The 17,516-nt window shown below is 60.6% G+C and carries 16 protein-coding genes and 1 rRNA gene; 8 read left to right on the top strand and 9 right to left on the bottom strand.

All coding sequences use genetic code 11. The features are described from left to right. The first annotated feature begins 80 nt into the window (after positions 1 to 80). Positions 81 to 1,499: a short-chain fatty acid transporter gene (locus tag JFT58_RS13270; protein ID WP_003188294.1), complete on the top strand. Its 1,419-nt coding sequence runs from the start codon at positions 81 to 83 to the stop codon at positions 1,497 to 1,499. Between the two features lie 38 nt (positions 1,500 to 1,537). On the opposite strand, the gene JFT58_RS13265 is transcribed toward JFT58_RS13270, so the two are convergent. Next, positions 1,538 to 1,783 (bottom strand): HepT-like ribonuclease domain-containing protein, encoded by a 246-nt coding sequence (locus tag JFT58_RS13265; protein ID WP_435531706.1) that lies wholly within the window; start codon positions 1,781 to 1,783, stop codon positions 1,538 to 1,540. A gap of 81 nt (positions 1,784 to 1,864) precedes the next feature. Beyond that, positions 1,865 to 2,155 carry a nucleotidyltransferase family protein gene (locus JFT58_RS13260; protein WP_032893707.1) on the bottom strand — a complete coding sequence of 97 codons (291 nt, stop codon included), beginning with the start codon at positions 2,153 to 2,155 and terminating at the stop codon, positions 1,865 to 1,867. A gap of 155 nt (positions 2,156 to 2,310) precedes the next feature. Here JFT58_RS13260 and acpA point away from each other — a divergent pair, with 155 nt between their 5' ends. From acpA to JFT58_RS13245, 3 genes are all read left to right on the top strand, one after another. Continuing rightward, complete coding sequence (gene acpA, locus JFT58_RS13255) at positions 2,311 to 4,011, top strand: acid phosphatase (protein WP_103299329.1); 1,701 nt, start codon at positions 2,311 to 2,313, stop codon at positions 4,009 to 4,011. A 119-nt stretch (positions 4,012 to 4,130) separates the two neighbouring features. Next, positions 4,131 to 5,300 carry a hypothetical protein gene (locus JFT58_RS13250; RefSeq protein WP_054897175.1) on the top strand — a complete coding sequence of 390 codons (1,170 nt, stop codon included), beginning with the start codon at positions 4,131 to 4,133 and terminating at the stop codon, positions 5,298 to 5,300. A 135-nt stretch (positions 5,301 to 5,435) separates the two neighbouring features. Next, complete coding sequence (locus JFT58_RS13245) at positions 5,436 to 5,960, top strand: hypothetical protein (protein WP_034128124.1); 525 nt, start codon at positions 5,436 to 5,438, stop codon at positions 5,958 to 5,960. Here JFT58_RS13245 and can read toward each other — a convergent pair. Further along, complete coding sequence (gene can, locus JFT58_RS13240; protein ID WP_003188288.1) at positions 5,957 to 6,601, bottom strand: carbonate dehydratase; 645 nt, start codon at positions 6,599 to 6,601, stop codon at positions 5,957 to 5,959. The two genes, JFT58_RS13245 and can, sit on opposite strands and share 4 nt — an antisense overlap. Before the next feature lie 138 nt (positions 6,602 to 6,739). Between can and JFT58_RS13235 the strand changes: the two genes are divergently transcribed. Continuing rightward, positions 6,740 to 7,144 (top strand): hypothetical protein, encoded by a 405-nt coding sequence (locus tag JFT58_RS13235; protein ID WP_054897176.1) that lies wholly within the window; start codon positions 6,740 to 6,742, stop codon positions 7,142 to 7,144. 119 nt (positions 7,145 to 7,263) lie between these two features. Here JFT58_RS13235 and rimI read toward each other — a convergent pair whose 3' ends face one another. Both rimI and JFT58_RS13225 read right to left on the bottom strand, forming a co-directional pair. Next, entirely contained in the window at positions 7,264 to 7,716 is a 453-nt protein-coding gene (gene rimI / locus JFT58_RS13230) for a ribosomal protein S18-alanine N-acetyltransferase (RefSeq protein WP_054897177.1), read from the bottom strand. Beyond that, positions 7,709 to 8,455 (bottom strand): hypothetical protein, encoded by a 747-nt coding sequence (locus JFT58_RS13225; protein ID WP_054897178.1) that lies wholly within the window; start codon positions 8,453 to 8,455, stop codon positions 7,709 to 7,711. Before JFT58_RS13225 ends, rimI begins: the two co-directional genes overlap by 8 nt. Positions 8,456 to 8,642: 187 nt before the next feature. Here JFT58_RS13225 and mksB point away from each other — a divergent pair, with 187 nt between their 5' ends. From mksB to mksF, 3 genes are read left to right on the top strand one after another with little or no spacing between them, the layout of a single operon-like run. Further along, entirely contained in the window at positions 8,643 to 9,920 is a 1,278-nt protein-coding gene (gene mksB / locus JFT58_RS13220; protein WP_032893713.1) for an Mks condensin complex protein MksB, read from the top strand. Further along, entirely contained in the window at positions 9,910 to 10,617 is a 708-nt protein-coding gene (gene mksE / locus JFT58_RS13215; protein WP_003188281.1) for an Mks condensin complex protein MksE, read from the top strand. Before mksB ends, mksE begins: the two co-directional genes overlap by 11 nt. After that, positions 10,614 to 13,454 carry an Mks condensin complex protein MksF gene (gene mksF / locus JFT58_RS13210; RefSeq protein ID WP_057977435.1) on the top strand — a complete coding sequence of 947 codons (2,841 nt, stop codon included), beginning with the start codon at positions 10,614 to 10,616 and terminating at the stop codon, positions 13,452 to 13,454. Before mksE ends, mksF begins: the two co-directional genes overlap by 4 nt. 187 nt (positions 13,455 to 13,641) lie before the next feature. On the opposite strand, the gene JFT58_RS13205 is transcribed toward mksF, so the two are convergent. The 4 genes from JFT58_RS13205 to rrf all read right to left on the bottom strand — a co-directional run bounded on the left by JFT58_RS13205 (position 13,642) and on the right by rrf (position 17,514). Then, complete coding sequence (locus JFT58_RS13205; protein WP_054897180.1) at positions 13,642 to 15,945, bottom strand: PqiB family protein; 2,304 nt, start codon at positions 15,943 to 15,945, stop codon at positions 13,642 to 13,644. Further along, positions 15,938 to 16,561: a paraquat-inducible protein A gene (locus tag JFT58_RS13200; RefSeq protein ID WP_054897181.1), complete on the bottom strand. Its 624-nt coding sequence runs from the start codon at positions 16,559 to 16,561 to the stop codon at positions 15,938 to 15,940. The genes JFT58_RS13205 and JFT58_RS13200 overlap by 8 nt, the downstream gene beginning before the upstream one ends. Next, positions 16,548 to 17,207 (bottom strand): paraquat-inducible protein A, encoded by a 660-nt coding sequence (locus JFT58_RS13195; protein ID WP_034128130.1) that lies wholly within the window; start codon positions 17,205 to 17,207, stop codon positions 16,548 to 16,550. Before JFT58_RS13195 ends, JFT58_RS13200 begins: the two co-directional genes overlap by 14 nt. A gap of 191 nt (positions 17,208 to 17,398) precedes the next feature. Next, positions 17,399 to 17,514: ribosomal RNA gene (gene rrf, locus JFT58_RS13190) — 5S ribosomal RNA — on the bottom strand. Positions 17,515 to 17,516 lie beyond the last annotated feature (2 nt).

Genomic DNA, 17,516 nt, shown 5'->3' with positions numbered 1-17,516 from the left:
CAACATTCCCAAATCAATGGCCGTAGAGGAACATGCCGTAAAACTGCCAAACCCCATAATAACTACAAGAGGAAAGACTCGTGGCCGATGCTATCGAAGACAGCCGCTATGCCCGATTTGCCCTGCGTTGCTCCAACTTCGCCGAGCGCTGGTTTCCTGACTCCTGGGTGTTTGCCGCCCTCGCCGTGATCATCGTCGCCGTCGCGACCCTGGGCATGGGCGCCGCACCGGCCGAAGCGGCCAAGGCATTTGGCGATGGGTTCTGGAGCCTGATCCCGTTCACCATGCAGATGGCCTTTGTGGTGATCGGCGGTTACGTGGTCGCCAGCTCACCGCCGGCAGTGAAGTTGATCGACCGCCTGGCGCGCATTCCCAAGAATGGCCGTTCGGCTGTGGCCTGGGTGGCGTTGATTTCCATGGTGGCGTCGTTGCTTAACTGGGGCCTGTCCCTGGTGTTCGGCGGTTTGCTGGTGCGGGCATTGGCCCGGCGCACGGATTTGCGCATGGACTACCGTGCCGCTGGCGCTGCAGCGTACCTGGGCCTGGGGGCCGTATGGGCGCTGGGGCTGTCGTCGTCGGCCGCGCAGTTGCAGGCCAACCCGGCCAGCTTGCCGCCGTCGATTCTGTCGATCACTGGGATGATCCCGTTCACCGAGACCATTTTTTTGTGGCAATCCGGCGTGCTGTTGCTGGCGCTGATCGTAGTGTCGCTGATCATCGCCTACGCCACCGCGCCTGGCCCCAACAGCGCCCGGGATGCCAAGGCCTGCGGCATTGACCCGGCCTTCAACCTGCCCAAGCCGCAGGCGCCGACGCGCCCCGGTGAATGGCTGGAACACAGCCCGTTGTTGACGATTCTGCTGGCGTTGCTGGCGGCCGGCTGGCTGTTCCATGAGTTCTCGACCAAGCCGGCGATCAGCGCCATCTCGGGGCTCAATACCTATAACTTCCTGTTCATCATGGTTGGCGCGCTGCTGCACTGGCGCCCGCGCAGCTTCCTCGATGCCGTGGCCCGTGCGGTGCCGACCACCACCGGCGTGCTGATCCAGTTCCCGCTGTACGGCTCGATTGCCGCACTGATGACGGTGGTCAAGGGCGGCGACGGCCAGACTCTGGCGCACCATATCTCGACGTTCTTCACCTCCATCGCCTCCCACGACACCTACGCCCTGCTGATGGGCGTTTACTCAGCAGTGCTGGGCTTCTTCATCCCCTCAGGTGGCGGCAAGTGGATCATCGAAGCGCCGTATGTGATGCAAGTGGCCAATGATCTGCAATACCACCTGGGCTGGGCGGTGCAGATCTACAACGCCGCCGAGGCGCTGCCGAACTTGATCAACCCGTTTTATATGTTGCCGTTGCTGGGTGTGCTGGGGCTGAAGGCGCGGGATTTGATCGGGTTTTCGTTTGTGCAGTTGCTGGTGCACACGCCGCTGGTGTTGTTTTTGCTGTGGGCGTTGGGGACGACGTTAAAGTATCTGCCGCCTGTGATGCCCTGAATAACGAGTGACCGCAACTGTTGGTAGAACAGTTGCGGTCAAGGATTTACAGGAAGGCGTGCCAATAGATCAGGTAATGCACTCTGTATCGTGTCCCAAACAACATCCAAGTTGATATCGAAGTAACCATGAGCGATTCGGTTGCGCATCGCTCGCATATTGCGCCAAGGAATATGTGAATGGCGTGCCGCGAAGTCCGGATGCTGATCCATGATTTTCGTCGACACTTCACCAATGATGATCAGGCTCATGACCACAGCTTGTTGTGTTCGCCGGTCCTCCAAAAACTCTTCTTTGCTCAAGCCCTCTACAAAAGTGATCGCGTCAGTGGCAGCTTGCCAGATAATCCCCTAGCCGACTTTCCGTCATACTGGCCGGGCCTCCGCTAGCACTTTATCGCGAAACTTCAAAGGCAAGTCGCCAGGCGTAAGCAGGTCGACATTAACGCCGAGCAAGTCCTCAAGCTCGACCTGCAACCCACCGAGATCAAAGAGCGTTGTGCCCGGCGGCGCGTCTACCAGCAAATCAAGATCACTGCCTTCTTGGTCAGTCCCCATCAGTACCGACCCAAATACTCTGGGATTGGAAATACGGAAACGTCCGACCACTTCTCGTACAGCCGTTCGTTGCAGATCAAGTGCAGTTGAAGGTCTCACGACTCACCTCAGTGATGTGCATTAGAAGGGCAGTCTAGCAGCGCTTGAGCCGTGTAGACACGCCCCGCCCATCACACGCGTGTCTTTGTTCCGTCACATTCCATTGCTACCGTCCTGCGAAATATCTTGCAACATCCCGCCAAGGATTCCTCGCAATGAGTGACGAGCACAACGACCACCCTGCGCACGACTGCGCCCCCAAAACGCGGGTAGACACCAGCCGTCGGCGCTTCCTCGGCGGTGCGGCGGTGTTGGGGGTGGGGGCGACCTTGAGTGCCTGCGGCAATACCAGCGAAGCACCGAGCCCACCCGTGGCGCGGCCGCTCACGCCCCAGGAACTGGACAAGGCGCTGCGCGAGCAGGTGAAAACCGTGGTGGTGATTTATGCCGAGAACCGCAGCTTCAACAACCTGTTCGCAGATTTCCCCGGGGTGGAGAAACCGCTGTCGGCGTTAACCGCCAAGGACTTCCAGCAGCGCGACCGCGATGGCAGCGTATTGCCTGCCCTGCCACCGAGCTGGGGCGGTGTGTTGCAGGTCGGCCCACAAACGGTGGACGGGGTGACTTACCCCAGCGAAGTGCAATTCCAGCAAAACCTGCCCAACGCGCCGTTCGCCCTCAAAGGCCCGCAGGGCGAAGACCTGCCATTGAGCCTGGTGACCCGCGACCTATGGCACGTGTTCTACCAGAACCAGATGCAGATCAACGGCGGCAAGAATGATGGTTTTGTCGCCTGGGGCGATTCCGGTGGGCTGGTGATGGGCCATTACGCCCAAAGCCGTTATGCCCTGCGCCTGTGGGACGTGGCCAAGGAGTTTGTGCTGTGCGATAACTTCTTCCAGGGCGCGTTTGGTGGCTCGTTCCTTAACCACCAGTACCTGATCAGCGCCACCGCGCCGTTTTATCCCAATGCCGCGCAGTCGGTGGCCAAGGCGCAGATCGCCACGCTGCAAAGCGATGACCCCAGCGGCACGCGCCTAAAGCCCTTGGACACGTCACCGGCCAGCGCCATGACCGGCCCACCACAATTCGGCCCCAGCGCATTGACACCCGATGGTTACGGCGTAAACACCCTGGCCCCACCCTACTGGCCCACCTGGATCCGCGACCCGCAAAACCCGGATTATTCCAAGCCAGACCTGCCCAATGTGCTGGTGCCGCAAACCCACGAGCATATTGGCGACAAGCTGTCGAAGAAGAACATCGACTGGGCCTGGTACGCCGGTGCGTGGCAAGCCACCCTGGAGCAGTTCAAGGACTCCGGCGGCATCCCCAAGATTCCGAATTTCCAGTACCACCACCAGCCGTTCAATTACTTCAAGCAGCAAGGCCCGCAAAACCCGGCAGAACGTGCCAGGCGTCTGCGTGACGGCGGTTTGGGCGATGAGTCAAGCACCAACCGGTTCTTCGCCGACGCCCAGGCCGGCAAGCTGCCCGCCGTGAGCTTCTACAAACCCCAGGGCAACTTGAACATGCACGCCGGTTATGCCGACGTGGCCTCGGGCGACCGCCATATCGCCCGCGCCTTGAAGGTGCTGCAAGAAAGCCCGCAGTGGAAAAACATGGTGGTGGTGGTGACCGTGGATGAAAACGGCGGCTGGTGGGACCACGTGGCGCCGCCCCAGGGTGACCGCTGGGGCCCGGGCTCGCGGGTTCCGGCGCTGGTGGTGTCGCCGTTTGCCCGCAAAGGCACGGTGGACCATACGGTGTACGACACGGCATCGATCCTGCGTTTGATCACCCGGGTGTTCCAGTTGGAAACCCTGGACGGCCTCAAGCAGCGCGATGACGCGATGATCGCGCGCGGCCAGAAACCCATGGGCGATCTGAGCAATGCCTTGCAGTTCAGCCTGTAGGGGCTTATCCAATAACGACATGCCGGGCGATTTAACACGCGATTTTCCCGGTCAGCCGCTACTGTGTGCAGGTGGGCTTCCATCCCGCGCAGACGGGCTTCGCTGACAAGGAATCGACTATGTTTAAACCGACCAGGCTGTCCTTCACCCTCGCCGCACTACTGGCGAGTGCGGTCGTACAGGCCGACATCGAGGTGCCACTGGGCAGCACGCAGCGCGTCACCCAGTTGTTCGCGTACCCCAACAACTGCAATGTGATCTGCTTCCGGCCATGGTCACTGGAGCAGACCGCCGAACACTATTTGAACCAGAGCCTGCAACGTGACGGTTACAGCCGGGCCAAGGTCAGTGTGAAGACCCACGACGGTCAGGTCACGGCGTCCTTCAGCGGCGTGCCCGACAGTTACGGCCAGCCACTGACCACGCTGCTCAATACCGCCGACCTGGCTTACCAAGGCGCCAGCCAGCTCAACAGCGATGGCAAATGGGCCTACAACTGGTACCTGTTCCTGCCGTTGGGCATGGCCCTGGAAAACCGCAAAAGCATCGAGCTGTTGCACTTCCCTCCGGATTACTCGCTGACCCAGGCCCAGGATTACCTGGAATCGGCCACCACCGACCGCTGGGCCACCTTGTTAAGCGAAAATGGCGTACCGGCCACGGAAACGCCGGCGTACCAGACCATCATCGATATCGCGCCCATCGCTGCGCCGTCCAATGCCGGCAAAGACCTGGAAACCGTCTACGGGTATTTCACCGACTACCAGACCCGCATGGTCAAGGAACTGAGCCTGCGCCCTGGCGGCGCATTACCCATGGTGGCCTTCGGCGCGCCAGTGCGTAGCTGGATCAAGCAACAATACGGGCAAACCGTGGGCGTGCTGAGCCTGGCGCAGATCAGCCCGGAGCCTGGCAAAACCGTCGCGGTATTGGGCGCCAACCACCCAAGTTACATTTGGTATGCGGCCAGCCCCGACAGCTATGACGGTGATGAACAAAAGGCTGATGACGCCGGTTTGAAAGTGATGGGCCAGGACTTGAGCGCCGCCTGCTGGCAAGCAGGCATGGGCCAGAAACCCGCCAGCGATGCGAACGTATTGCTCAAGGCCTGCCTGAACACTTGGCAAGTCACGCGCAAGGAGCAGACGTGTGAATTGTTCTACACCTCGGTGCGCCACCTGACGCCCGAGCAGGCCAACGCCAAGTGCGCCACAGCGCCTATCAAAGCGCAGTTGAAACTGTTGAGAAATGCCGCTCCCACGCCCACCGTCATAGCCCCCGCGCTTTAAGGCGAAGAAACCGTTTCTACTGTCAACTTTGACAGTAGAAACCGGATCCCACTTCGGCGAATCTAGGGCCGCGCCCATTTGCTGCAAGACTGGCCGTCAGACCCGCAGGTCCATGCAGCCCCGCTCAGGAGAGTGATGAAAACTCGAGCCATGGATAAGGCTGAAACGGCTGTGAATGACTGCCTCTATCCCTTCAAGACGCTGCTCGTGGAACAGGGTTACCCCTCGACCGAGCACTTTGAGGTCAAGCAAGAGGCTGAAGGGGTTGCGGCCAGGGTCACGGCGCGCGTGGCCTTTGAGAGTCGCACGCGCATTGCTAAGGTTTCCGGTTATGCCGTGAGCGAACGGCGCCCGTACACGCTGCAACTGTCACCCCGCATCCACTTGTACGATTGTTGGCTCTGCGGCCTGTTACAGCACTCCTGCAACCCGAACGTGTTTCTAGACACGACGTACCTGGAGCTATGGACGGTGCAACCCATCGGCGCCGGCAGCTTGCTGACGCTGGATTACGCCACCACCGAAGACACACTGGCCCGGCAGTTCGCTTGCCATTGCGGCGAGCTGAACTGCCGGGGCTGGATCACCGGCAGCAAGGAGCCGCTGAACGCCGAAGGCCAGGCCTTCATGGCCTGGTGGCGTGAGCACAAACGACCTTAGGCTTCGCCCAACGGACGCAGGCGGTATTGCGGCGGCAGTTGCTCGAAGCCACTGATGGTGGTGTTCAAACTCTTCCAGCGACCGTCCTTGATGCCATAGATGCAGCCATGGATCGACAGGCTCTGCCCACGATGCCAGGCATTTTGCACAATGCTGGTGTGGCCGACGTTGGCCACCTGCTGGATCACGTTGAGCTCGCACATGCGGTCCACACGCTCTTCTTCGGTCGGCAACTGGGCCAGCACATCGCGGTTTTCGTAGTAAAGGTCGCGAATGGTGCGTAGCCAGCCGTCGATCAGGCCGAACTGACGGTCCTGCATCGACGCACGCACGCCGCCACAGCCGTAGTGACCGGTGACGAGGATGTGTTTGACCTTGAGCACGTCCACCGCGTACTGGATCACCGACAGGCAGTTGAGGTCAGTGTGCAGCACCACGTTGGCCACGTTGCGATGCACAAACAGATCACCGGGCAACATGCCGACGATCTCGTTGGCCGGTACACGGGCATCGGAGCAGCCGATCCACAGGTATTCCGGGGTCTGCTGGCGGGCGAGCTTGGCGAAGAATTCGGGATCTTCCTGTTTGATCGCGTCCGCCCAGCGTTCGTTGTTATCAAGCAGGTCTTGTAGTTCGTTCATCAGGGAAGCCTCAGGAATGATGCGCAGGTTTGTGACTGACAAGCCCTCGTCCGGGTCACGCCAGGCGCTAATTAGCTTGAATTTTTTGGCTGCCATGCCTGTCCACACACTATAAGCCCCACAGTATGAGGATTGGCCATGACTGAATCACGACGTCCCTACGGCGCAACGCAGCCGGAACCGATCGATGACAACGAAGACCGCATGGGTGAGATGCGCGAGCTGGATTTTGACGAGCAGGACCAGACTGCGGAAATCGGCGACGAGCTGCCCCGCCGTGAGCGCGACCATCTGATGCCCGACGAACGGGTGCGCGAAGCCGGGCTGACCGGCGCATCGACGGATGATCATGAATCCACTGACGACGATATGAGCCCGGAGACGCTGATCCGTGAGGACGGCGCGCGGGATGCCCAGGAGGAAGGCGAAGACAATGCCGCCGACTATGACTTGAGCGTCGTGGGAGAAAATGACATTGGTGGCGGGAATGGGTTGGATGAGGCGGAACTGGCTGATCTGGACCCGCTGAACGGCAAGCGCTGACCCTGTGGGAGCTGGCTTGCCTGCGATGGTATCACCGCGGTGTTACTTGAAGACCGAGGTGCCTGCATCGCGGGCAAGCCCGGCTCCCACAGAGGTTCTGCACATAGGGGGCTCTGTATTTAATCGACCAGGGTGCACGCCATCACGACTGCATCTTCGCGGCCACCCACAGCGGGGTAGTAATCCCGGCGACGGCCGATCTCGTTGAAGCCATAACGCTCATACAGGCGAAACGCGCCGGTATTGCTGTCCCGCACTTCGAGGAAGCATTCTCGCGCATTGGCGGCATAAGCACGCGACATCAAATGCTCCAGCAGCGCCAGGCCCAAACCACGGCCCTGGTTTTCCGGCTTCACAGTAATGTTCAGCAAGTGCGCTTCATCGAGAATGATCTGCACCACCCCGTGCCCCACTTGCTGCTCGCCTTCGAACATCAGCCAGATCTGGTACTTGCCCAGCCCGTCGAGAAAAATCCCGCGGGTCCAGGGGTGGCTGAACGCCGCGTATTCGATTTTCAGCACGGCCTCGAGGTCGGCCTCGGTCATCGGGCGAAAGGATAAAGCCTCACTCATCAGTTGTTTTCCAGCGCGCCATCAGCCGGCGCATGGCTTGCCAGACATCAGCCTTACGCTGTGGCTCTTCCATTAATAATTCCAGGCCCGGCAGGGCCCACACCGAACCCAGGCCTTCAACCTGCAGCTCGCGGTACCAGGCCTCGGCGTTTGCTTCACCGGCAAACCGCACAGCGGGCAGGCCGATCAGCCACAGGCACACGCAAGGCTCGTCTTCCAGGCGTGCCGAGACAAACCCCTGGACGAAATCTCGTGCGGCCTCGGGGCCCTGGTCCATGGTGCCGCGCACCAGCAGCGGCCAGCGCACCGGCTCACCGACGATTTGCGGGCTGTCGGGCAGGCCGGCGGCGCGCAGCATGTCCTTGAGCAAAAGGTAGGCCGGGTCGCGGGACTGGAAACGTTCGCCGGTCGGCAGTTCCACCAGCAACAGGCAACGCCCGGCCCGCAGCAATTGCAGGGCAAAGCGTGGCGGCGGCACGACCGGCGCCTTGGCCACCGGCGCAGCCTCCTCCACCACCTTGGCAGCTTTGGTCACCGGCGCAGGGCGCGGCACTTCGATCTTGGCCCGTTCGACCACCGGGCGCGTCTCAGGGGTGGGCTTGACCACCGCCACGGGCGCGGCCGCTTCTTCCCCCGACGACTCGAACGCCTCATAAGGCTCAAGCGCCTGCAACAACTCGGGCCGCGACGGCGCGGCAAACGGCAGTTCGGTGCGGGGCAGCCAGTTGACCACCTGCATGGCGGTCAAGTAAGCGCGACGTCGGGACTCGATAAGCACAGCTCGGCCACTTGTGGATAAGTAAAGAGCGGGGATTCTACCGCTGTTCGGCAACAATCGCCCACTGCGCACTGACCGGCTGTGGATAAATCCCGCGCCTGATGCAGTACAATCGCGACTTTTAATCGCCAACCAGCCGGCCATTCCCATGATCGAACCCAAGCGCGTCCTGCGCGCCCTCGCCGAACACTGGGCCTTACTTGAGCCTCTGTGCGAACACTTCGACCAAGGCACCCTGAGCCTGGCCGAGCTGCGCGCACAGTTGGCCGCCCAACAACTGGACAGCACGCCCCAGGACATCACCAGCCTACTGGACGTGTGGATTCGCCTGGATATCCTGGTACCTGTCGCCAAGAGCCCGAACCGTTTCGAGCTCAACGCGCAGATCCACGACTTCCTCGCCTATCTTCGCAAGGAGCACCGGCTTGGCCTGTGCCTGGAAATCGAAGCCTACCTGCGCCACCTGGAGCGTCTGGCCGGTTACATCCAGGACGCCTTCGACATCCGTGACGGCCACGACCTGGCCCGGCAACTGCGCCTGCTGGATATGCGCGTGCGCGATGTGCTCAAAAAACTCGCCAACGACGAACAGGCCCTCGCCGCCGTGGCCGACCGCGCCAAGACCAGCGACCGCCAGATCCCGTTGCGCCAGCGTTACGCCGAGGTATTGGCGACCTGGGACGAATACGTCGAGCCGATGATCCAACTGGTGAACGCCGACGGCGCCTTCGAGCAAGGCGTACGCAAGGTGGAAAACGTGCTGCTGCGCATGCTCACCGAGCAACAGCGTCTTGGCCACCTGGTAGATGACGACATGCTGCTGCGCACCCATGCGCGCATCCTCGAGATGCAAACCAGCGCCCAGCTGACCTTGCGCCATGCGCGGGAGTTGCTGCTGCCGCTGCGTGAAGAAGCACGCCGGCATAACGCCGTGACTCGCGGTGCGGCGCTGGCCCTGTCGGCGATTCGCCGCAAAGGCCTGGACGCGGTGCCGCAAGCGGCGATGCCGATGTTCACCCGGCCGCAAAGCACCTTTTTGGGCAGTGCGAGCCAGGTCGAGGCCTATGTGTATGCCCTGGCCAATTTCGAACCCAAGCCGGCGCGTTTCCCCAAGGCGCACAAGTCCCACAAAGGCGAAGCCCAGCGCGCACCGCGTACGGTCAAGGAAATGCTCGAACGCTGCGAAGACGCGCTGCCGATGCCCGACCTAATGACCTGGCTGCTGGAGCAGGAACCGGACGGCGCCACCGATGAATTGCTGTACTGGTTCTCGCGCCTGTCCCGGGAAAAACGCTTCAAGCGCGAGCGCCTGGAACGTCGCGATTACCACACCCACGAGCACCAGGTCAGCCTGCGCTCCTTCGCCCTGCTCCCGGCCGGCGTCGATGCCACCGAGAATTCTGCGAGCACGCCTTATGCATCTTGATCTATCCGAACTGTCCCAGCTGGCGCCGATCTTTCGCGAGCTGTTCAAGGGTTACCACGTCAGCCGTCGCGACCCGGAGCTGTACGCGCAATTGTCGAACTTCCAGGACCAGTACCGCACGCTGTTCAAGGCCCTGGGCTTTGAGCTGGTGTGCGATACCCGCGGCTTCTATTACTTCGTGCCGGACACTGCCGTGGCTGCCGCGCAGGTGAACAAAACCGCCCAGCGCCTGGCCCTGTTCACCTTCATCATCGTCGAACACCTGGCCGACCAGGGTCGCGACCCGATTGCTGTGCTCGACGGCGGCAGCCTGGGCCGCGATGAATTGCCTTCGTTGCTGGAGAAATACCGTGACCTGTTTATCCAGGCCGAGGTACAGACCCAGGAAGAGCTCGAAGAAAAAATCATGCGCCGCATGACCCAACTGGGTTTTGCCAGCGAAGACAACGGTATCTACCGCTTCCTGCCGCCGATGCACCGCTTCCTGGATGTGTGCCTGTCGGTGCAGCAGGACCGCGACCTTGCCGCCAGCGTACACAGCGTACTGCCGCTGCCGGCACCGGTGATTATCGACGAGGACAGCGACGAGAAACTGCTGAAGACCGATGACCCGCTGGATCTGAGCGCCTTCACCGAAGAAAGCGAAGAAGATGCCCTGGCCCGTGCCATTGCCGAAGAACAGGAGACCGACGCATGAGTAAGGAACGCTACGGCATCCGCCGCTTCGCCCTATTGAACACCGCCGGTTACAGCCTGGGCTTGTTCCCGCTGGAAGAACCGCTGTCGGTGTACGGCGCCAACAACCTGGGTAAATCCGCCTCGATCAACGCCTTGCAATTCCCGATCCTGGCACGCATGTCGGACATGAGCTTCGGCAAGTACACCCTGGAACAATCGCGGCGTTTCTACTTTGCCACCGACACCAGCTACATCCTGGTAGAAGTCTCTCTGCCCCACGGCCCGCACGTTATCGGCGTGGTCGGCCGCGGCCCGGGCGGTGGCTTTGGTCACCAGTTCTTTGCCTACGCCGGCAAGCTGGACCTGGCCCACTACCAGAAAAACGACACCTGCCTGCGCCAGAAAGAGCTGTTCACCAACCTTGAGCGCGAGGGCCTGAAAGCCTACGAGCTCAAGCCCGATGAACTGCGGCGCTTGCTGGTGGGCGGGCATACGTCGGTCCCGCTGGACCTGACGCTGATTCCGCTGCGCTCCACGAGCGAGCAGAGCCTGAAGACGTTCCGCGCGCTGTTTATCAACCTGCTGCACATGCGCGAAATCACCGCGGCCAAGCTCAAGCAACTGTTCCTTGATGCCTTCGAACACAGCCTGCGTTCGGGCAGTGTCGACTACATCGCGGCCTGTGAAGAAGCCTTCCGTGATGTGCGACGCATGGAGCAGGACTACAACTCGCTGGTGGCTGCCGGCCCCTTGGTTGAAGCCCTGGCCAATGGCGTGAAACAGCGCGACGCCCTGCGCGGCAAACTGCATCGCCTGTCACCGCTGCTGGATTCGTTGCTGGGCACCTGGTCGGACTACGCCAGTGCGCGCAAGGAAGAGCTGACCATCCAGGCCGAACACTACCGCAACGAGCAGGACGCGCTGCAAAACGACCAGCGCGGCGGCACACAGGAGCTGATGCGCCTGGAGCGGGAAATCAGTGGCATCCAGCGTTGGTTGGGCGAGTTGTCGGTGCTCAAGCACCGCTTTGCCCTGGTGGATGACGTCAAGATGCTGGAGCAGCAATTGCTCGCCGCCAAGGATGCCCACGATGAACTGGCGGGCGCCTTGGCGCAGTCGCGACAGTTCAGCGCCGAGGACTTGGAAGAACGCCTGCGCGACCTGGAAAAGCGCTTGAAGTCGGTCAAGCAGCAACTCGATCACGCGGACAACAACAGCTACGCCAAGCTGCGCGAAGAATTTTCGCAGCAGGATGTCGAGCGCCTGATGCGCCTGTTCAACAGCTCGCTGTTCAGCCTGCCGCTGGGCGAACATGGCATCACGCTGGACGAGGACGGCCAGTGGGTCAAATCCCTGGAGCAGATTCTCGATGGCTTCAAGGGCGAGCGCTTTGAGGTGCCGGGGCTGTCCATCGACATCTCGCACATCGAGCCGCCGGCACTGCAAGCCCTGGCGGATCGCGCCGCGTTGCGTGACCAGAAAGAGCGCCTGGAAAAAGAGCTCAAGCAACTGAAAACCCAGCAGGCCGTGGCGTCCGACCGCGCCGCAAGCAAGACCCAGACCGAAGCGCTGTACCAGCAGGTACTGGATGCCCAAAAGGCCCTGGAAGACTTCCGCCGCACCCAGACCCTGAGCGCCGAAGAAGGCGAGAAGCTGGAAAACCTGGCGCAGATGGAAGCGGCCCAGGACGAGTTGAAGCGTTCCAGCGATGCCTTTACCGAGCGCGTCCAGCAACTGTCGGCCAAGCTGCAACTGGTCGGCCGTCAGATCGGCGATATGGAAGCCAAGCAACGCACGCTGGATGACGCATTGCGCCGTCGTCAGCTGTTGCCGGCGGACCTGCCGTTCGGCACGCCGTTCATGGACCCGGTCGACGACTCCATGGACAACCTGCTGCCGCTGCTCAATGACTATCAGGACAGCTGGCAGGGTTTGCTGCGCGCCGATGGCCAGATCGAAGCGCTGTACGCCCAGGTGCGTCTCAAGGGCGTGGCCAAGTTCGACAGTGAGGATGATGTCGAGCGTCGTCTGCAACTGCTGATCAACGCCTATGCGCACCGTACCGACGAGGCGCTGACCCTCGGCAAGGCGCGCCGTGCAGCGGTCACCGACATCGCCCGTACCCTGCGCAACATCCGTAGTGACTACGACAGCCTGGAACACCAGTTGGCGCTGTTCAACCGTGAGATCAACAAGCGCCAGGTCTCCAACCTGCAAAGCTTCCGCATCGTACTGGCGCCGAACAAGGAAGCGCTCAAGCATATCGACCAGATCATCCACAGTGCCGGTCAGTATGAAGAAGGCGAGACCCTCTCGGTGTTCGACCTCAGCCAGAGCGCCGAACAGGACAACAAGAACGAAGAAGCCAAGGAATACCTGGCTCGCCTGGTAGCCGCCAACCATAACCAGTTGGGCCTCAAGGACTTGTTCGAATTGGCGTTCGAAATCACCAAGGTCAACGGCCAGCCGGTGATCCATACCGACATCGACGGCGCTGCGTCCAACGGCACTACCATGACCATCAAGGCGCTGACCAACATGTACTTGTTGCTGCACCTGATGGACCGCGACCAGGCCGGTCGCGTGCGCTTGCCGTACTACCTCGATGAAGCGGCAGACATCGATGAGAAGAACCAGGCAGCACTGCTGGAAACCAGCCTGCAATTGGGCTTTGTACCGATCCTGGCGAGTGTGAAGCCGCAGGTGTCCGCCCAGGTGGCGATTGACCTGGAGGGCGGCAGCGGGCCGAACGGGATCTACATTGATGAGGCGGACTGGAAGTACATCCGTCGCCATGATGTGGTGAAGGCGACGATGAATGTGCAGGCGGACGAGCCGGAGCTGGATGAAGTCTGACGGGCTGTACTGAAAGGCAAAAAGGCCGCGATCTTTTGGGATCGCGGCCTTTTTTTCGGCTTGGGATTTGCGGTGTGTTTGTGGGCCTCATCGCGGGCAAGCCCGGCTCCCACAGTTGGAATGCATACTTGCTGAAAATGCATATCCCTGTGGGAGCCGGGCTTGCCCGCGATAGCCGCGCCTCGGTTTATTTACCGAGTGGAATCTTAGGCGCCCAGGTCAGCCATTCATCCTCAAACTTGTCGAACAACGGGAACGTCTGCTGCGGCCGTGCCGGGTTACCCATGCGCTCGCCATCCGGGGTGGCAAAGGCGATGCCGCCGGCCACCAGCGTTTCAAGGGACTCGGTACGCACGGTCGCGCCCTTGAACAAGCCGAAGTCGAGGCCAAAGCCGCTGGTGTTCCAGAAGCGGCTGCCACTGCGTACCAGAGGTGCGTACTTGGGCTCGATCAGGATGTGCACCAACACACGGTCGGCGGTCTGGCCCAGCTCATAGCCGGTGACTTTGCCGACCGTCACTTCACGGTAGGTGACCGGTACCCCTTCCTTCAACGAACCACGGCGGGCGGCGCTGAGTGTGAGGCTCAGGCCAGCTTCCTGATGCACGGTTTCAGGCGGCTGGGTCAGGGCGACAAAGCTCTTCTGCGGGCCGGCGTTTTTCGCGGCCGGTTGCACCTCGATGTATTGGCCAGTGACCAGGGTCTCCAGGTTAGCCGTCTTCATCAGCCCCAGTTCCGGCTTGACCACCCAGAACTGGCTGCCCGTACGCGCAATGCGGTCCGCAACCTGAGTGATACGCGCCTTGAGCAGCACCGACTGCATGTCGGCACTGAGTTCGACACTCTCGATCTTGCCCACATCCAGCCCCTTGAAGCGCACCGGTGTGCCGGCGCTCAGGCCGTCGGCGCGGTCGACTTTGATGGTCACCAGAGTGCCGTGCTGGTTGGCGGCATCTCGGTCGGCATACAGGCGAAAGCGCGGGATGCGATGTTTCAATGGCACGTTCGGTTCCGGCGTTTCGAAGGCGATACCGCCCGCCATCAGGCTGGCCAGGGATTCGCTTTTGACCTGGATACCGCCGGTGAGCCCGCCCGTGAGGGTGACGCCGCTGGCATTCCAGAAGCGCGTCGAGCCGTTGACCAGGCTTTCGTATTCCTTCTCGATATGAACGCCGATCACCAGTTGTTTTTTCTTGCGTGAAAACTGGTAGCTCTGCACCGAACCGACTTTGACCTGTTTGTACAGAATCGGGCTGCCGACATCCAACGAGCCCAGGCTGTCGGTGAGCAACACCATGTGCAGGCCCGGGGAACGTAGGTCCAAAGGTGGCGCCTTGGCGCGGGCTACGTATTCGCGTTGTGGCGGGGTGCCTTTGTCGCCTGGGCGAATCGCGATGTAGTTGCCCTTGACCAAGGCCTCCAGGCCGGTGATGCCCGCCAGGGAGATGGACGGTTTGACCACCCAGAATTGCGTGTCTTCGACCAGGTAGTCTTCAGCCAACGGATCGAGGGTCAGCTCGGCGCTGGCGCTGGACAGGTCCGCGTCGATCTTCAGGGTTTTCAGGCTACCGACCTGGATGCCTTTGTACATGACCGGCGTACGCCCGGCCTGCAGGCCTTCAAAGTCGGTGAGCTTGACCTTGACCTTGATCCCCGCTGCGGCGGCATCGAAATCTTCGTATAGGCGGAAAGGCAGGCTCGGGTCGGTGGGCGGGCTGTCTTTGCGGTTTTCCGGCGTGGCGAAAGCGATACCACCGGCGACAATGCTGGAGAGGGATTCGCTGCGCACTTTCAAGCCGGAAAGGTTGGCGTCGATACTGATGCCGCTGGCATTCCAGAAACGCGTGTGTTTGCGCACCAGGTTGGCATAGGTCGGCTCGATATAGACCTTGACCTCGACGGTGCTCTGGTCTTCAGACAGCAGGTAGCTTTTGACCTGACCGACCTGGATCTGCTTGTAGAACACCGGACTGCCACGGTTCAACGAGCCCAGGCGATCGGCCTTGAGGGTCAGGTGCAAGCCGGGCTTGGCGTCGGATAACGGCGGCTCTTCGGAGAGCGCCTTGAACTTGCGCGTGGGCTCGCCATCACCGGGGCTGGCGGCGATGTAGTTACCTGAAACCAGGGTTTCCAGGCCGGTGATACCGGCAAGGCTGACGCTGGGCTTGACCAACCAGAAGCGGGTGTTGGTCTTGAGGTACTGCTCCACGTCCTTGTTCATCTCGATGGTGGCGATCACCCCGCGATTGCTGCCTTCGTCATCCAGGGCCAGGGTTTTGACCTTGCCCACGGTCATGCCTTTGTAGACCACTTCGGTCTTGTTGACCTGAATACCTTCGCCGCTTTCAAAGCGAACTTGAATCTCGATACCTTGCTGGGAATAGGCACGCCACCCCAGCCAGCCACCGATGATCAGGGCAATCAGGGGCAGCACCCAAATGGCCGACCAGTTAGAGGCTGGGCGGGTTTTAGCTTTAGGCAAATCACTCATGGTCGTCGTCCGACTCCGTGTTATCCCAAATCAGTCGGGGATCGAAAGTTACTGCGGCAAACATCGTCAAGATCACCACACTGGCGAACGCCGCAGCGCCGAGGTTGGCCTCGATACTGGCTAGCCGCCCAAAGTTAACGAGCGCCACCAGGATGGCGATCACGAAGATATCCAGCATGGACCAACGCCCAATGAACTCGATAAAGCGATACATCACAATGCGTTGTTGCGCGGACAGCGGTTGGTGACGCTGCACCGAGAACAGCAGCAGGCCAATGCCGACCAACTTGAAGGTAGGTACCAGGATACTGGCGATGAACACCACGGCAGCGATAGGAAACATCCCGTGCTGCACCAGTTGGATGACACCCGACATGATGGTGCTGGGGTCGCCTTGGCCAAGGGAGCTGACCGTCATGATGGGTAACAGGTTAGCGGGGATATACAGGATCGCCGCGGTGATCAATAGCGCCCAGGTACGTGTAAGGCTATTGGGGCGACGGGCATGGATCAACGCGCCACAACGTGTGCAGAGCTGCTCCTCGCTATCCGCTTCCTGCTTGTTCAACTCATGGCATTCGGTACAAATCAGAATACCTGCATCAATCGCCCGCATGGTCATCCTCTCCTGACAGCGCTTGCCAGATCTGATGGGGCGACATCACCACCTCAAGCAGAACTTGAACCATTAATAGACTCACGAAGCAGACCAGACCCAGGCCAATTGTGATGGAGGCCATGTCGGCGAGCTTTACGATCGCCACCAGCACACCCATCAAGTAGACCTCCAACATCCCCCAGTCCTTCATGTGGTGGTAGATGCGATATAGCAGCAGCCCGTAATTGCGCCCTATGTTCCAGCGAATACTGAGCAGCACTGCCAACTGGCACAGAAGCTTGAGCAAGGGGATGCCCATGCTGCACAGGAACACCACGGCGGCAACGCCTTGCATACCCGTATCGAACAGGCCAACAACGCCGCTCCACACGGTGTCCTCCGAAGACTGCCCGAGTAGATTGAGCTGCATGATGGGCAAAAAGTTCGCGGGGACGTACAGCAGCAGGGCTGCCAGTACCAAGGCGAGACTGCGCTCGACCACATTGTGACGGTGAGCGTATAGCTCGTAGCCGCAGCGTGGGCATTGAGCTTTTTCGCCGAGGGCGAGCGTTGGTTTGCGCATCAGCAAGTCGCACTCATGGCATGCCACCAGATCGTCTAGCGGTAAATCCGATACCTCGTGGGCATCAACCGGATCGGGCATAGATAGGGCTCTGACTCTAAAAATGATTAGGTGGCTATTCTAGTGGTGTCGCTCAGAAATAACTGTGCAAATTTGTCGGGGCAGTCAAGTCGGAGGTTGGGGCGCACAGGTGTACGGGGACAAGGTGGACACTTTTCGAGCGCCCAAAACAAAACCCCAACTGCTTTCGCAATTGGGGTTTTGGAATTTAATCTTGACGATGACCTACTCTCACATGGGGAAACCCCACACTACCATCGGCGATGCATCGTTTCACTGCTGAGTTCGGGATGGGATCAGGTGGTTCCAATGCTCTATGGTCGTCAAGAA

It is taken from the genome of Pseudomonas sp. MF6767, from assembly GCF_016405475.1.
GTDB lineage: Bacteria > Pseudomonadota > Gammaproteobacteria > Pseudomonadales > Pseudomonadaceae > Aquipseudomonas > Aquipseudomonas paracarnis.
This window is presented reverse-complemented; position numbering and strand designations above follow the sequence as displayed.

Coding starts and splice junctions, on each gene's coding strand:
- JFT58_RS13200 (WP_054897181.1), bottom strand. CDS start 16,561: ATGCGGGCGATTGATGCAGGTATTCTGATTTGTACCGAATGCCATGAG.
- rimI (WP_054897177.1), bottom strand. CDS start 7,716: ATGAGTGAGGCTTTATCCTTTCGCCCGATGACCGAGGCCGACCTCGAG.
- mksE (WP_003188281.1), top strand. CDS start 9,910: ATGCATCTTGATCTATCCGAACTGTCCCAGCTGGCGCCGATCTTTCGC.
- JFT58_RS13250 (WP_054897175.1), top strand. CDS start 4,131: ATGTTTAAACCGACCAGGCTGTCCTTCACCCTCGCCGCACTACTGGCG.
- JFT58_RS13205 (WP_054897180.1), bottom strand. CDS start 15,945: ATGAGTGATTTGCCTAAAGCTAAAACCCGCCCAGCCTCTAACTGGTCG.
- JFT58_RS13245 (WP_034128124.1), top strand. CDS start 5,436: ATGAAAACTCGAGCCATGGATAAGGCTGAAACGGCTGTGAATGACTGC.
- can (WP_003188288.1), bottom strand. CDS start 6,601: ATGAACGAACTACAAGACCTGCTTGATAACAACGAACGCTGGGCGGAC.
- JFT58_RS13195 (WP_034128130.1), bottom strand. CDS start 17,207: ATGCCCGATCCGGTTGATGCCCACGAGGTATCGGATTTACCGCTAGAC.
- JFT58_RS13235 (WP_054897176.1), top strand. CDS start 6,740: ATGACTGAATCACGACGTCCCTACGGCGCAACGCAGCCGGAACCGATC.
- mksF (WP_057977435.1), top strand. CDS start 10,614: ATGAGTAAGGAACGCTACGGCATCCGCCGCTTCGCCCTATTGAACACC.
- mksB (WP_032893713.1), top strand. CDS start 8,643: ATGATCGAACCCAAGCGCGTCCTGCGCGCCCTCGCCGAACACTGGGCC.
- JFT58_RS13225 (WP_054897178.1), bottom strand. CDS start 8,455: ATGCAGGTGGTCAACTGGCTGCCCCGCACCGAACTGCCGTTTGCCGCG.
- acpA (WP_103299329.1), top strand. CDS start 2,311: ATGAGTGACGAGCACAACGACCACCCTGCGCACGACTGCGCCCCCAAA.